Origin of the sequence: Azohydromonas sp. (genome assembly GCF_035325925.1) — a bacterium.
GTDB lineage: Bacteria > Pseudomonadota > Gammaproteobacteria > Burkholderiales > Burkholderiaceae_C > Calidifontimicrobium.
In genome coordinates, this window is record NZ_DAOKZA010000004.1 from 104,661 (window position 1) to 119,440 (window position 14,780).

General features: G+C 73.8%; 11 protein-coding genes. 3 read left to right on the forward strand and 8 right to left on the reverse strand.

Going from position 1 to position 14,780, the window contains the following annotated elements; all coding sequences use genetic code 11:
- Window positions 1–19: 19 nt before the first annotated feature.
- The 4 genes from PKC53_RS02805 to petA form a co-directional block, all read right to left on the reverse strand.
- Window positions 20–745, reverse strand: a complete 726-nt coding sequence (locus PKC53_RS02805) for a uracil-DNA glycosylase family protein (RefSeq protein WP_324426077.1) — start codon at window positions 743–745, stop codon at window positions 20–22.
- The gene (locus PKC53_RS02810) at window positions 742–948 is read right to left on the reverse strand and encodes a hypothetical protein (protein ID WP_324426079.1); all 207 of its coding nucleotides are present in this window, start codon (window positions 946–948) and stop codon (window positions 742–744) included. Before PKC53_RS02810 ends, PKC53_RS02805 begins: the two co-directional genes overlap by 4 nt.
- A gap of 61 nt (window positions 949–1,009) precedes the next feature.
- Window positions 1,010–2,140 (reverse strand): FAD-dependent oxidoreductase, encoded by a 1,131-nt coding sequence (locus PKC53_RS02815; protein ID WP_324426081.1) that lies wholly within the window; start codon window positions 2,138–2,140, stop codon window positions 1,010–1,012.
- A 49-nt stretch (window positions 2,141–2,189) separates the two neighbouring features.
- A complete protein-coding gene (petA, locus tag PKC53_RS02820) occupies window positions 2,190–2,813 on the reverse strand; it encodes a ubiquinol-cytochrome c reductase iron-sulfur subunit (protein ID WP_324426083.1) in 624 nt (207 codons plus the stop codon).
- A 115-nt stretch (window positions 2,814–2,928) separates the two neighbouring features.
- Here petA and PKC53_RS02825 point away from each other — a divergent pair, with 115 nt between their 5' ends.
- Window positions 2,929–3,993 carry a DUF561 domain-containing protein gene (locus PKC53_RS02825; RefSeq protein ID WP_324426085.1) on the forward strand — a complete coding sequence of 355 codons (1,065 nt, stop codon included), beginning with the start codon at window positions 2,929–2,931 and terminating at the stop codon, window positions 3,991–3,993.
- Window positions 3,994–4,013: 20 nt separating this feature from the next.
- Here the strand turns inward: PKC53_RS02825 and putA are convergent, their stop codons facing one another.
- Entirely contained in the window at window positions 4,014–7,832 is a 3,819-nt protein-coding gene (putA, locus tag PKC53_RS02830) for a trifunctional transcriptional regulator/proline dehydrogenase/L-glutamate gamma-semialdehyde dehydrogenase (protein WP_324426087.1), read from the reverse strand.
- 188 nt (window positions 7,833–8,020) lie between these two features.
- On the opposite strand from putA, the gene PKC53_RS02835 reads away from it, so the two are divergent.
- Complete coding sequence (locus PKC53_RS02835; protein ID WP_324426089.1) at window positions 8,021–9,511, forward strand: ATP-binding protein; 1,491 nt, start codon at window positions 8,021–8,023, stop codon at window positions 9,509–9,511.
- Between the two features lie 18 nt (window positions 9,512–9,529).
- Here PKC53_RS02835 and PKC53_RS02840 read toward each other — a convergent pair whose 3' ends face one another.
- Window positions 9,530–12,343 (reverse strand): DNA methyltransferase, encoded by a 2,814-nt coding sequence (locus PKC53_RS02840; protein ID WP_324426091.1) that lies wholly within the window; start codon window positions 12,341–12,343, stop codon window positions 9,530–9,532.
- A 242-nt stretch (window positions 12,344–12,585) separates the two neighbouring features.
- On the opposite strand from PKC53_RS02840, the gene gstA reads away from it, so the two are divergent.
- Window positions 12,586–13,194, forward strand: a complete 609-nt coding sequence (gstA, locus tag PKC53_RS02845; protein WP_324426093.1) for a glutathione transferase GstA — start codon at window positions 12,586–12,588, stop codon at window positions 13,192–13,194.
- Window positions 13,195–13,250: 56 nt separating this feature from the next.
- On the opposite strand, the gene PKC53_RS02850 is transcribed toward gstA, so the two are convergent.
- Together PKC53_RS02850 and PKC53_RS02855 are read right to left on the reverse strand one after the other, a co-directional pair.
- Window positions 13,251–13,541: a hypothetical protein gene (locus PKC53_RS02850; protein ID WP_324426095.1), complete on the reverse strand. Its 291-nt coding sequence runs from the start codon at window positions 13,539–13,541 to the stop codon at window positions 13,251–13,253.
- Between the two features lie 89 nt (window positions 13,542–13,630).
- Window positions 13,631–14,780, reverse strand: a 1,150-nt coding sequence (locus tag PKC53_RS02855; RefSeq protein WP_324426097.1) for a peroxidase family protein, incomplete at its 5' end; no start/stop codon positions are given.

Sequence of the window (14,780 nt, forward strand, 5' to 3'; positions counted from 1 at the left end):
GCGCGCAGCGCCGCCCCGCTCAGCCGCGCCACACGCCCAGCTCGACGAGCTGTCGCGTCGCCGCGTCGGCCCAGCCGCGGTTGGCCGCGGGGCTGGCCGGGCTGGGGTGCAGCATGCGGCCGATGCGCAGCCCGCGCACGTCGGCCAGCGCCGCTGCGGCGCGCGCGTGCGCCCACTGGCCGACGCCGACCACCCACTCGGGCGCCAGCGCGTCGACCAGCGCACGCAGGTGCGCGTCGCACGCGGCGAGCAGCGGGCGCTGCTCGGCCGCGGGCAGCTTGTCGGGCGTGAGGTTGCGCGCGCCGACGAAGAACACCAGCGGGCAGTAGTTGGCAACGAAGTGCCCGGCGAAGAAGGCCTGCGGCGTGCCGAAGCGCGCGCGGAACAGCCCCCACAGCCGCTGGCCGCTGACTTCGGCGCGCGGGCAGTCGAAGCCCATCACCGGGCGCTTCGGGTGGGGCCTGCGCGGCTGGCCGACGGGGCCCGCGAGCGCGAGCCAGTCACGCACCGCGGCCACCTCGCCGAACGGCACGCCGGTCTGCGCCATGCCGAACGGGCCCGGGTTCATGCCGACGAAGAGCACGCGGCGGCGGCCGTCGCCGTAGCGCTCGAGGTAGCGGCGGTGCACGTCCCACGCGTAGTCGAGCGGGTTGAGCACGTGCGTCACCGGCGCCGCGAAGCGCAGGCGGTCGACCGCGTGCGACAGCCGGTGCGCCGCGTCGACCAGTGCGGCGGCCGTCGTCACTGGTCGCTGCGCGCCGCGACGACGGCGAACGCACCGGCGCCGCAGCCCGGGCGCACCGGTTCGATGTCGCGCACCGCGGCCACGGTGCCGGTCAGCGTCTGCGCGGGCATCGCCGGCAGTCCGCTGGCGCAGGCCGCGCCGTGGCGGCCGAACCAGGCCTCGCAGCGGTCGGTGTGGCGTTCGAACGGTTCGGCCAGCGGCATCGCGGCGCCTCGACGCACGGCGCGCGCCGTGCCGCGCCTCGACGCATGGTACGCCGGCGCGTCAGCGGTACGCACGCAGGTAGTGCCACTCGAACAGCCGCTTGGCCCAGTGCAGCAGGCGCGACGGCGGCAGCAGCACGTTGCGGCGTTCGCTGCGGTAGACCAGCGTGCCGCGGTCGAGCGCGTCGACGATGCACACCAGCTCGACCTTGAAGGTGGCGCGGCAGTCGTCGCCCGCCAGGTCGCCGAGCAGGTTCGCGGCCGCGGCCGCGGCCTGCAGGTCGGCCATGTGCGCCTGCTTGGGCATCCAGTCGGGCCCGGGGAAGCTGCCCGAGTCGCCGACCACGTACACGCGCGGCCAGCCGGGCACGCGGCAGTGTGCGTCGGCCTGCACCAGCCCGCCCGGCGAGCGCGGCAGGTCGGTGGCGTCGAACCAGGCGTTGCCGGTCATGCCCGGCATGAACAGGATCAGGTCGGCGGCGAAGCCGCCGCCTGCGGTGGTCACGCGGTCGGCGTCGAGGCGTTCGAGCTTGTGCCCCAGGTGGGTGCGGATGCCGCGCCGCGCCATCTCGGCCAGCAGGTGCGCCACCGCCTTCGGGCCCAGGCGGTTGCCCGGCTCGGCGGCGGGGCTGAAGAACACCAGCTCGAAGCGCTCGCGCCGGCCTTCGCGTCGCAGCTGGCGGTCGATGCCGAACAGGAACTCGAACATCGGCCCGCCGCGCACCGCGCTGGGCTCGTTCGGGTTGCCGGCGAAGCCCACCGCGATCGTGCCGCCGTTCATCGCCGCGAGCCGGTCGCGGATGCGCTCGGCGCTGGCCACGCCTTCGCACGGCGTGATCGCGTGTTCGATGCCCGGCAGCTTCCTCAGGAAGCGTCCGCCGGTGGCGATGACGAGCGCGTCGTTGGCGACGTCGCCGGCGCTGGTGTGCACGACGCGGCCGCGGTCGGCCAGCCCCGTGGCCTCGGCGGCGACGAAGCGCACGCGATGGCGGCGCAGGAAGCGCTGCAGCGGCACCACCAGCTGCTCGCGCCGGCGCAGCCCGCTGGGGATCCAGATGATGCCCGGCAGGTAGTGCAGCTCGGCGCGCGGCGCCACCAGCGTGATCTCGGCGTCGCGGTCGCGCCGGCGCAGCGCGCGCACCGTCGACAGCGCCGCGAAGCCCGCGCCGAGCACGGTGATGCGCGCGGTCATGGCCGCTGCGCGTCGCGCACCGGGTGAGGCTGCGATGGCGGGCGGTTCGTCACGCGGCCGCCGCGTCGTCGTCGCCGATCAGCAGCCGGCTGGCGCCCACATAGCGGTGCGGCGGGACCTCGAGGTTGGTCGGCGCGGGCTTGTTCTTGTACACGCGCCCGGCGCCGTCGAAGGTCGATCCGTGGCACGGGCAGAAGAAGCCGCCGGGCCAGTCGGCACCGACGCCGGGGTTGGCGCTGCCGGCGGGCACCGCGGTGGGCGAGCAGCCCAGGTGCGTGCAGATGCCCACCGCGACGAACACGTCGGGCTCGATCGAGCGCGTGGCGTTGCGCGCGTACTCGGGCTGCTGCGGCCGCGCCGACCGCGGGTCGGCGAGTTCGGGGTCGGCCCGCTCGACGGCGGCGATCATCTCGGGCGTGCGGCGCACGATCCACACCGGCTTGCCGCGCCACTCGACGGTCTTCATGCCGCCGGGCGGGATGTCGGCGATGTCGACCTCGACCGACGCGCCCAGCGCCTTGGCGCGCTCGCTGGGCGTGAACGTCGCGACGAAGGGCACCGCGGTGCCGACGGCGGCGACGCCGCCGGCCGCGCCGGTGGCGAGCAGCCACGTGCGCCGGTCGGGGTCCATCGGGCCCGGCGGGGCCGGGTTCGGCAGGGCATGGCTGCTCATCGTCGCTCCTCGGGGCACGTTGCGTGCGTCGTTCGTCTTTATACCACGTGGGGTATAGAAGACCTCACCCCCTGCCGCGATGCAGGTTGATCGGCGCAGCGCCACAATCGCCCGCATGACCGCCGCCGACATGTTCCGCTCGCGCCTGGGCCTGCGCTGGCCGCTGGTGCAGGCGCCGATGGCCGGGGTGCAGGGTGCGGCGCTGGCCATCGCGGCGTCGCGCGCCGGCGCGCTGGGCTCGCTGCCTTCGGCGCAGTTCGCGCTGCCGGCGCTGCGCGAGGAGGCCGGCGCACTGGCCGCCGCGCTGCGCGCCGACCGGCTGCCGTGGGCGCTGAACTTCTTCGCCCACCGCGCCCCGGCGGTCGACGCGGCGCGCGAGGCGCGCTGGCGCGCCGCGCTGGCGCCGTTCCACGCCGAGGCCGGCATCGACGTCGCGGCCGTGCCCGCCGGGGCCGGTCGCATGCCGTTCGACGCCGCCGCCGCCGAGGTCGTCGAGGCGCTGCGCCCGCCGGTGGTGAGCTTCCACTTCGGCCTGCCCGAGCCGGCGCTGCTCGGGCGCGTGAAGGCGCTGGGTTGCCTCGTGATGAGCTCGGCGACCACCGTCGACGAGGCGCGCTGGCTGGCCGCGCGAGGCTGCGACGCGATCATCGCGCAGGGGCTCGAGGCCGGCGGCCACCGCGGCCACTTCCTCGACGACGACCTGACGCGGCAGGCCGGCACGTTCGCGCTGCTGCCGCAGGTGGTGCGCGCGGTCGCGCTGCCGGTGCTGGCCGCCGGCGGCATCGCCGACGCCGCGGGCGTGCGCGCCGCGATGGCGCTGGGCGCGGCCGGCGTGCAGGTCGGCAGCGCGTTCCTGCTGTGCCCGCAGGCGACGACCACCGAACTGCATCGCACCGCGCTGCGCTCGCCGCGCGCGGCGCACACCGCGCTGACCAACCTGATCACCGGGCGGCCGGCGCGCGGCATCGTCAACCGCCTGATGCGCGAGCTCGGCCCGATGAGCGACGCGCCGCCGGCGTTCCCGCTGGCCACCGCGGCGATCGCGCCGTTGCGCGCCTGGGCCGAGGCACGCGGCGCCGACGACTTCTCGCCGCTGTGGTGCGGCCAGCATCCGCCGCGCTTCGACGGCGTGCCGGCCGGCGAGGTCGTGCAGGCGCTGGGCGCCGGCTTCGACGGCTGACCGCCCGGCCTTCCTCCTCGTCACTCGATCGTCATCAGGCTCGCGTTGCCGCCCGCGGCGGCGGTGTTGATGCTCAGCGATCGTTCGACCACGAGGCGCTCGAGCGGCACGTCGGCGTCGCCCGGCGCGAGCGCGACCAAGCCGACGATCGCGCCGGGCCGCCCGGCCAGCGCCGCGGCCAGCGCGAGGCGCTGTGCCGCGTCGCCGTGGTGCAGCACCGCGTCGAGCGGCACGTCGGGGCGCGTCCAGTCCTGGGTCAGGGTGATGCGCGCGCGCACGTCGGGCGGCAGCCGGTCGGCCAGCGCCAGCGCGTCGGCCGGCCACAGCGCCTGCGCGCCGACCGCGAGCACGGCGGCCAGCTGGGTCAGCCGGTCGGCGTCGCCCGCCGCATCGCCTTCGGCCAGGCACAGCACGTGGCCGCGCGGGCGCACCGCGTACAGGTTGGCCTCGCCGGTGGGCCCGGGCAGCACGCGCCAGCCGGTGACCGGCGACGCGGCGCGAAGCCGTTCGCACGCGTCGGCCAGCGCGGCGCGTCCCTGCGTCAGCGCCCAGCCACGCAGCGCCGCCAGCGCGCCGGCCCCGTCGTCGCTGTCGTCAGACGCCGGCGCCGGCGTGCGCACGGTACCGGCGGCCGGCGCGCCGCAGCGCTGCACCGCCTGCCGCGCCGCCAGCGCCGGGCGCTCGGCGAGCAGGCGCAGCAGGTACAGCGGGCCGCCGGCCTTCGGCCCGGTGCCCGACAGGCCCTCGCCGCCGAACGGCTGCACGCCGACCACCGCGCCGACGATGTTGCGGTTGACGTAGACGTTGCCGGCGCGCGTGGCCGCCACCACCTGCGCCACCGTCTCGTCGATGCGCGTGTGCACCCCCTGCGTGAGGCCGTAGCCGGTGGCGGCGACGGCGTCGAGCAGGCGCGGCAGCTCGTCGCGGCGAAAGCGCAGCAGGTGCAGCACCGGGCCGAACACCTCGCGCCCGAGGTCGGCGACGCGCTCGATCTCGATGAGCGTCGGCGCGACGAAGTGTCCGGCCGGCCCCGCGGGCAGCGCGGCGCGCCAGACGCGGTGGCCGCGACGCTGCATGGCCTCGACGTGGCGCTCGATCGCGGCGCGCGCGTCGGCGTCGATCACCGGGCCGACGTCGGTGGCCAGTCGTCGCGGGTCGCCGACGGCCAGCTCGCGCGCCGCGCCCTGCAGCATCTCGACGAGGCGCCCGGCGACGTCGTCCTGCACGCACAGCAGGCGCAGCGCGCTGCAGCGCTGGCCGGCGCTGTCGAACGCCGACGCGACGACGTCGGCCACCGCCTGCTCGGCCAGCGCCGAGCTGTCGACGAACAGCGCGTTCTGCCCGCCGGTCTCGGCCACCAGCGGCACCGGCCGGCCGTGCGTGGTCAGCCGAGAGGCCAGCGAGCGCTGCAGCAGGCGCGCGACCTCGGTCGATCCGGTGAACAACACGCCTTGCACGCGCGCGTCGGCCACCAGCGCCGCGCCCACCGTCTCGCCGCGCCCGGGCAGCAGCTGCAGCGCATCGCGCTGCACGCCGGCCGCGTGCAGCGCGTCGACGGCCGCGGCGGCCGCCAGCGGCGTCTGCTCGGCCGGCTTGGCCAGCACCACGTTGCCGGCGGCCAGCGCCGCGGCCACCTGGCCGGTGAAGATCGCCAGCGGGAAGTTCCACGGGCTGATGCACGCCACCGGGCCCAGCGGCACGTGCGTGGCGGCGTCGAAGCCGTGCCGCGCCTGCGCCGCGTAGTAGCGCAGGAAGTCGACCGCCTCGCGCACCTCGGCCACCGCGTTGGCGCAGGTCTTGCCCGCCTCGCGCACCAGCAGCGGCACCAGCGCGACGGTGTCGGCCTCGAGGCGGTCGGCGGCGGCGTCGAGCCGCGCCGCGCGTTCGGCCGCCGGTGTGGCCGCCCACGCCGGCGCGGCGCGCACCGCGGCGTCCAGCGCGGCGTGTACATCGCCGGCGTCGGCCTCGCGCACCTGGCCCACCACGTCGTGCGGGTCGGCGGGGTTGCACACCGGCTGCCACGCGCCGTCGCCGGCGGCGGTGGTCGGCGCGCAGCGCCAGCGGCGTCGTTCGGCGAACGCCGCCGACAGCGCGGCCAGCACCGGTTCCGCGGCCAGGTCCAGCCCGAGCGAGTTCGCGCGCTGCGCGCCGTACAGCGCACGCGGCAGCGCGATCGCCGGGTGCGGCGCGCCGACCGTGCCCTCGCGCTCGGCGGCGGTGTGCACGGTGTACACCGGGTCCTCGACCAGCACCTCGAGCGGCACGCCGCCGTCGGCGATGCGGTGCACGAACGAGGTGTTGGCGCCGTTTTCCAGCAGGCGGCGCACCAGGTACGCGAGCAGCGTCTCGTGGCTGCCCACCGGCGCGTAGACGCGGCACGGACGGCGCAGCGCCGGCGCCAGGCCGTCGCGTATGCCCGGCACGACCTGCTCGTACAGCGGCTCGCCCATGCCGTGCAGGCACTGGAACTCGTACTGCCGCGGCTGCCAGCGCGCCGGGTCGGCCAGCGCGTGCACGGCCGCCAGCGTGTGCGCGTTGTGCGTGGCGAACTGCGGGAACACCGCGTCGGGCGCGGCCAGCAGCTTGCGCGCGCAGGCGAGGTAGGCCACGTCGGTGTGCGGCTTTCGCGTGTAAACCGGGTAGCCGGCCTGGCCGTCGAGCTGCGCGCGCTTGATCTCGCTGTCCCAGTACGCGCCCTTGACCAGCCGCACCATCAGCCGGCGACGGTGGCGGCGCGCCAGGTCGACGATCCAGTCGACCACCGCCGGGCAGCGCTTCTGGTATGCCTGCACCACGAAACCCAGCCCGTCCCAGCCGGCCAGCGCCGGCTCGGCGCACAGGCGCTCGAGCAGGTCGAGCGACAGCTCGAGCCGGTCGGCCTCCTCGGCGTCGATGTTCAGCCCGATGTCGTGCCGCCGCGCCTGCGTGGCCAGCGCGAGCAGGCGCGGGTACAGCTCGGCCGTCACGCGCTCGACCTGCGCGCGCGCGTAGCGCGCGTGCAGCGCCGACAGCTTGATCGAGATGCCGGGGCCGTCGATGGGGCCGGACCACGCGCCGCCGCGGCCGGCCGCCTGAGCGGCCTGCGCGTACGCAGCGGCGCCGATGGCGTCGATGGCGTGCGTGTACGCGGCATGGTAGCGATCGGCGTCGGCGGCGGTCAGCGCCGCCTCGCCGAGCATGTCGTAGCTGTAGCGGAAGCCCTGCGCCTCGCGCGGCGCCGCGCGCTGCAGCGCCTGCGCGATGGTCTGGCCGGTGACGAACTGCTCGCCCATCATGCGCATCGCCAGGTCGACGCCGCGGCGGATCAGCGGCTCGCCGCCGCGCGCCACCACGCGCCGCAGCGTGGCGCCCAGCCCGCGGTCGCTGTGCGTGGCCACCAGCTTGCCGGTCAGCAGCAGCCCCCAGGCGGCGGCGTTGACGAACAGCGACGGGCTGTGGCCCAGGTGGCGCTGCCAGTCCACGCCCGGGCCTTCGCCGACCTTGTCGCGGATCAGCGCATCGCGCGTCGCGGCGTCGGGGATGCGCAGCAGCGCCTCGGCCAGGCACATCAGCGCCACGCCCTCGCCCGAGCTCAGCGAGAACTCCTGCAGCAGCTGCTGCACCAGCCCGGCGCGGCCGCCGTCGCGGCTGCGCTCGCGCACGCCGCGCGCCAGCTGCAGCGCCATCGCCTGTGCCGCGTCGGCCTGCACCGGATCGAGCGCGGCCTGCGCCAGCAGGCCGGGCAGCAGCGCCGGTTCGTCGGCGCGCGTCAGCGCGGTGATCGCGGCGCGCAGCGCTGAGGCGGTGAGCATCGTCGTGAGCGGCGGCGGCGTGTCGGCGCGCGGGGCAGGGTCGTGCATGTCAACTCCCGTGGCGGGCGCCTTCGTGCCCGCCGGTGCGAAGTGTCGGGGCTTGCGCGATGTTCGACGGCGCAAGCCACGACACGCCCCCGGCGCGAACACGCGATCGCAACGGCACCCGGTGTCGCGGGCACAATCCCGCGAGCCACCGCAGCGCGCGCCCATGGCGGTGACCACCGTTCAGCCCGATGCCCTCACAGCAAGCCCTTTTCGACCTGCGCGACCCCGTGTCGGAGCGGCTGCTGCGCGACATGAACCCGTGGTGGCAGGGCTGGGGGGTGCCCAATCTGCAGCCGGTGCGGCGCTGGGCCTACGCCTCGCTCGTGCGGGGCCTTCGCTCGCAGCTCGCGCCCGTCGTCGTCCTGCGCGGGCCGCGCCAGGTGGGCAAGAGCACCCTCCAGGCGCAGGTGATCGACGAGCTGCTGCGCTCCGGCATCGAACCGCGCAGGATCCTGCGCGTCCAGTTCGACGACGTGAAGCCGCTGCACCGGCGAGACCAGCCCATCCTCGAGGTCGTCTGGTGGTATGCCGACCATGTGCTGGGCGCACCGCTGGGCAGCCTGGGCAACGAGCCGGTGTACTTGTTCCTGGACGAAGTGCAGAACCTGCGCGATTGGGCTCCGCAGCTCAAGCATCTGGTGGATCTCCAGCCGGTGCGCGCAATGGTCACCGGCAGCTCGGCACTGCGCATCGAGGCCGGGCGCGACAGCCTGGCCGGTCGCATCCACACGCTGGAGCTCGGCCCGTTGCTGCTGCGCGAAATCGTGGACCTGCGCGGGCTGGGGCACATCGATCCCTACCACCCCCCCAACGGGCTCGGACCACTGAAGGACAAGGCGTTCTGGACAGGTCTGCGCGGGCATGGCGAGACGCACCGCGTCCTGCGCGATCGCGCCTTCGCCCTGTTTTCGCAGCGCGGCGGCTACCCGGTCGCGCACAAGGCCGCCGACGAGCCCTGGGAGCGGGTGGCCGACCAACTCGTCGAGACCGTCGTCCGGCGCGCGATCCAGCACGACCTGCGCATGGGCAGTCGCGGCGTCAAGCGAGACGAACACCTGCTCGAGGAAGTGTTCCGGCTCGCCTGCCGCTACGTCGGGCAGTCGCCCCGCCAGGCGCTGTATGTCGACGAGATCCGGCGCGCGCTCGACACCGATGTCGGCTGGCAGCGGATCCTGCAGTACCTCAAGTTCCTGGACGGCGCACTGCTCGTGCGACTCATCGAACCGCTGGAGTTGCGGCTGAAGAAGCGCAAGTCGCCGGCCAAGCTCGTGCTGTCCGACCACAGCCTGCGCGCCGCCTGGCTGCAGGAGTCGGTCCCGATCGACGCGGCGGGGCTCGAAGCGGCGCCGCATCTGACGGACCTGGCCGGCCGGATCGCCGAGAGCGTGGTCGGGCACTTCTTCAAGTCCATCGTCAACCTCGACGTGGCCTACTTTCCGGAGCGCGGCGCGGAGCCGGAGGTCGACTTCGTGCTGACCATCGGCGAGCAAAGGATCCCGGTGGAGGTGAAATACCGCCGCCGCATTGCGCACGATGACACGCGCGGCCTACGTGCCTTCATCGAGAAGTCGCACTACAACGCGCCGTTCGGCTTGATCGTCACGCTCGGCGACGAGCCGGCCACCGACGATCCCCGCATCGTCAGCCTGCCCCTGCCCAGCCTGCTGCTGATGCGCTGACCCGACGCCGCGACACCTTCAGGTGGCCGCACGTGCCCGGTTCAGCGCCAGCAGCCGGCGCAGGATCTCGTCGTCGGGCATCCCGGAGTGCCAGTCCGTCCAGCCGTAGGCCGCGGCCACGGCGGCGTCCAGCGCGGCGTGGGCGTCGGCCAGCCAGGCGGGGCGCTGGTTGTAGAGGTTGGTCAGCGTGCGTTTGGCCAGGTCCTTCGCGTGGCCGGGGCGGGCGACGATGCGGTCCGGGTAGGGCGAACTCGTCATGCCCAGCGGCACCACCTCGGGCACGCGTTCGGTCCATTCGGGCGGGTTGAGCCAGCGGTCGCGCAGCGCCACCAGGCGCGCGGCGGCGCGGGCGATGGCTTCGGCGTGCGGGCGGATGTCGGCCGGCAGGTTGGCCGGGATCACGGCGCCGCCGGGCAGCGTCTCGGTGCGCTGGTGGGCGGTGTCGGCGGGGGTGAGGCTATCGGGGAAGGGGAAGGTCTCGAAGGTGCTGGTGGGGGTGTAGCGCGGCCGATCTTCCAGCGACGTGCCCAGCCGCAGCGACCAGAGTTCGTGCAGGCGGCTGTGCAGGATGCCGAAGGTGGTGTCGTCGGCGCGGGCGATGACGACCAGGTTCTTGTCCGCAATCACGGAGGCGGGCAACCAGTCGAAGACACGGTGCTTGGAGACCTCCGGCGTGACCACATGCCGATGCAGAGGTGCAATCGCTCGCCGCATCACGGGGCGAGACCACTGGAACAGCCAATAGCACTCGTTAGTTCGAGCCTCGCGCTTTCCGACGCGAGTGGGTTTCACGTGCTCGGTGACGAACGCAAACGGCAATTCGTAGAGCGCCGCATCGCCTCCGGCCATTTCGGCGCCGAAGTCCACGATCCACATGTCGCGGTTGCGTCTGGTGATGTCCAGCCCGTTGAACCACGGTCGAACCACATCGCTGTTCGGTTTCCCGTTTGGGTTGGGCAGCGCCAACCAAGCCCGTGCTGCATCACCCGGCAACTCAAACGGTCCGGTCTTTTGGATGCCTGAGAACGATGTGCCGGCGTTCTGCGGCAAGGGCATGGCCGATGGGAGGTCGACCTCCGCGGCCGATTCACCAGCGGTGGAAAGGTCGGCGTTGATGCCCGAATCGCTGTCTTTGCCATTGAGTCGTGCGACTTCGCCCGACTTGCCAAACCCCACCAACGACACCCGCACCGCCGCCCCCAGGTTCACCCACGGCTCGTCGCTCCACGCCTCGAAGATGCGCGTGGTCTTCACGATGCGGTCGAGCACCGCGCGGTTGGCGCCGCCGCGGATCGAGTTCGTCGCCACCAGCCCCGCCCTCTGCAGCGTGTCGGCCTCGATCATCGCCCGCGCCTGCTCGAACCAGTAGCACACCAGGTCGGCCCCGCCCGGCACACGTCCGGCATAGGCGGCGCGCAGGCGCTCGGTGTAGACGTCGCCCAGTTCGCTGCGCATCTTCTTGTCGCCCACGAACGGCGGATTCCCCACCACCGCATCGGCCACTGGCCAGGCCGCCGGCGTGCCGTCCTCGGCCAGCACCGCATCCCGGCACTCGATGTGGTCCAGCGGCTCCAGCACCGGCTGGGTGCGGAAGCCGTAGCCGCGCTGGATGCGCCACTGGAGCTCGCCGATCCACACTGTCACGCGCGCCAGTTCGGCGGCGTATTCGTTGAGTTCGATGCCCAGCACGTTGTGCGGGCCGGTTACGTCGTGCTGGCGCTCCAGGCCCAGGGCCTCGACCTCCAGGTTCACCTGGTGCTCCAGGTCCTTCAGGCTCTTGAGCGCCAGGTACAGGAAGTTGCCGCTGCCGCAGGCCGGGTCCAGCACGCGGTAGGCCTTCAGCCGCTCCAGGAAGCCCACGAAGGCGGCCTGCGCGTCGCGCCAGGCCTTGTCGCCGTGGCGCCTGCTGCGGCCCAGGTGCTTCTCGACCGCGGTGCGCACGCCGGCCCATTCGGCCCGCAGCGGGCGCTGCACCACGGGCTCGACCAGGCGCATGATGGTGGCCGGGTCGGTGTAATGCGCGCCCAGCTGCGCGCGCTGCGCCGGGTCCAGCCCGCGCTCGAACAGCGTGCCGAAGATGCTGGGGTCGATGGCGCTCCAGTCCAGCGTGCTGGCCTCGCGCAGCGCGGCCACGTCGGGCTCGGCCAGCACCGGCACCGCCACCTCGGCGAACAGGCCGCCGTTGAACCAGGGCACGGCGTCGACACCGAACAGGCCGCCGCCGCGCATGGTCTCGAACAGCCGCTGCAGCTGGGCCTGCAGCGCCGCGGCCGGCACCGGCGCGCGCAGCAGGCGCTCGAACAGACGCTCGGGCAGCAGCGCGGTGTCCTCGGCGAAGAAGCAGAACACGCACTGGGTGAGGAAGTGGCTCACCTGCTGCGGCGCGACGCCCGCGGCGCGCAGGCGCTCGGCGGTGCCGGCGAAGGTGCGCGCCGCGGCCTCGGTGATCTCGCGATTGCTCACGCGCGGGCGGAAGCTCTGCGGCGCGGTCCACAGCCGGCGCAGCGTCTGCTGCACCTCGGGGCGGGCGATGTGCGCCAGCTCGACGCGGTGGCATTCGCTGGGCGTGCCGGTGAAATGGGTGTGGATCTCGACCACGCGCCGGTCGCTGACGACGAGCAGCGGCGGGCTTTCCAGCGGCAGCGCGTACATCATCAGCTGGCGCAGCGCGCCCGAGAGGCTGGCGCCGGGGCTCTTGTACTCCCACGCGAAGTGGCCACGCAGCCAGACGTCGGCGAAGCCGTCGGTGCGGCCGGCGGCGCTGCCGGTCTTGGTCAGGCCGCGTTCGAAGCAGTAGGTGTCGGGGTCGCCCGGTTCGGGCACGCCGAGCACGCGGCACAGGTCGATGAAGTGCGCCTGCGCCCCCGCTCGTTCGCCGAGTTGCTGCGCCGGTGCCCCGGCGGCCCACTTGGCGGCGAACTCCTGTGGCGTCATCGGGTGGATTTCATCACGCCGCGCGGCGTCGGCCCGGCGTCGACAAGCGGATCGAACCCTGCGTTCAGACCTTTTCGACGTGCCGCTGTCGCGGGCCGTCTAAGGTCGGCCGCTGGTCCCATTCACCCAGGAGATTGCACTTGAAGCTCTACTACAGCCCCGGCGCCTGCTCGCTCAGCCCGCACATCGTGCTGCGCGAAGCCGGGATCCCGTTCCAGCCGGTGGTCGCCAGCACCAAGACCAAGAAGCTCGCCGACGGCACGGACTTCTACACGATCAACCCGCTGGGCTACGTGCCGCTGCTCGAGCTCGACGACGGCCAGCGTCTGCACGAGGGCCCGGCGATCGTCCAGTACGTCGCCGATCAGGTGCCCGACAGGAAGCTGATCCCGGCATGGGGCACGATGGAGCGCTACCGCGCGATCGAGTGGCTGAACTTCATCTCGACCGAACTGCACAAGGGCTTCTCGCCGCTGTTCAACCCGGCCATGCCGGAAGAGGCCAAGGCGCTCGCGCGCACGCGGCTTGCCGAGCGGCTGAAGTGGGTCGACGCCCAGCTCGAGGGGCGCGACTACCTGATGGGCTCGCAGTTCAGCGTGCCCGACGCGTACCTGTTCGTCGTCGCCGGCTGGGGTCGGCACGTCGGTGTGGACATCGCGGGGCTGAAGTACCTGAGCGCCTTCATGGCCCGCATGGCTGCGCGTCCGGCGGTGCAGGAGGCGCTGAAGGCCGAAGGGCTGACCAAGTAGCGGGTCGCGTCGGTGATCCGACGCGGCGCGCACGGCGCCGTCGGATTGCAGCGGGCTCAGCCGCGGGTGCTGCCCGCCGGCTTGGCGATGACGTAGCGCACGCACTCGTCGATGCCGGCGCTCGACAGGGTCTGGCCGGCCGGCGGGGTCAGGCGCAGCACGACGGTGTCGCCTTCGTGTTGCACGTCGCAGCGCTCGATGCGCACGCACTCGCCGCTGGGGCACGACCACACCCCGGTGCGGCGGCACGCCTTCACCGCGTCGTGGAAGCCCTGCGCATCGTGCACCGGGCCGACGATGCGCACGACGAGGTCGCTGCCGTCGCGTTCGATCTTCAGGCTGTCCATGGCAGGCCTCCCGGGCCGGCGCACGCCACGGCGGCGGCGCGGCCCGGTGTTCACTCTAGGGCGGGCCTGCGGGCTGTCAAGCCGTCACGTCAAGCCAGGTCGAAACGGTCGAGGTGCATCACCTTGGCCCAGGCGGCGACGAAGTCCTGCACGAAGCGGCCCTGCGCGTCGGCGCTGGCGTAGACCTCGGCCAGCGCGCGCAGCTGCGAGTTCGAGCCGAACACCAGGTCGACGACGGTGGCGGTCCACTTCGGCTCGCCGCTGCGGCGGTCGCGCCCTTCGAACACGCCGCCGTCGCCCGCCTTCTGCCACGCCGTGCCCATGTCGAGCAGGTTGACGAAGAAGTCGTTGCTCAGCGCGCCGGGGCGCTGCGTGAACACGCCGTGCGCACTGCCGCCCGCGTTGGCGCCCAGCGCGCGCAGGCCGCCCACGAGCACTGTCATCTCGGGCGCGGTCAGCGTCAGCAGCTGCGCCTTGTCGACCAGCAGCTCGGCGGCCACGCGCTCCAGGCCCGGGAGCGCGTGGTTGCGGAAGCCGTCGGCGTGCGGCTCGAGCACCGCGAACGACTCGACGTCGGTCTGCGCCTGCGACGCGTCGGTGCGCCCCGGCGAGAACGGCACCGTGACGTCGTGACCGGCCCGCTTCGCCGCGGCTTCGACGGCGGCGTTGCCGGCCAGCACGATCAGGTCGGCCAGCGAGACCTTCTTGCCGCCGGAGGCTCGGGCGTTGAAGTCCTGCTGGATGCCCTCCAGCGTGGCCAGCACGCGGGCCAGCTCGGCCGGGTCGTTGACGGCCCAGTCCTTCTGCGGCGCCAGGCGGATGCGCGCGCCGTTGGCGCCGCCGCGCTTGTCGCTGCCGCGGAAGGTCGACGCCGACGCCCACGCGGTGCGCACCAGCTGCGCCGTCGACAGGCCCGAGGCCAGCACCTGCGCCTTCAGTGCCGCGATGTCCGCGGCGTCGACCAGCGCGTGGTCGACGGCGGGCACCGGGTCCTGCCAGATCAGCTCTTCGGCCGGCACCAGCTTGCCGAGGTAGCGCGAGCGCGGCCCCATGTCGCGGTGCGTCAGCTTGAACCAGGCGCGCGCGAAGGCGTCGGCGAACGCCTGCGGGTCGGCGTGGAAGCGGCGCGAGATCTGCTCGTACGCCGGGTCGAAGCGCAGCGACAGGTCGGCCGTGGTCATCATCGGCGGGTGCTTCCTGGCAGGGTCGTGCGCGTCGGGGATCATGTGCTCGGGCCTG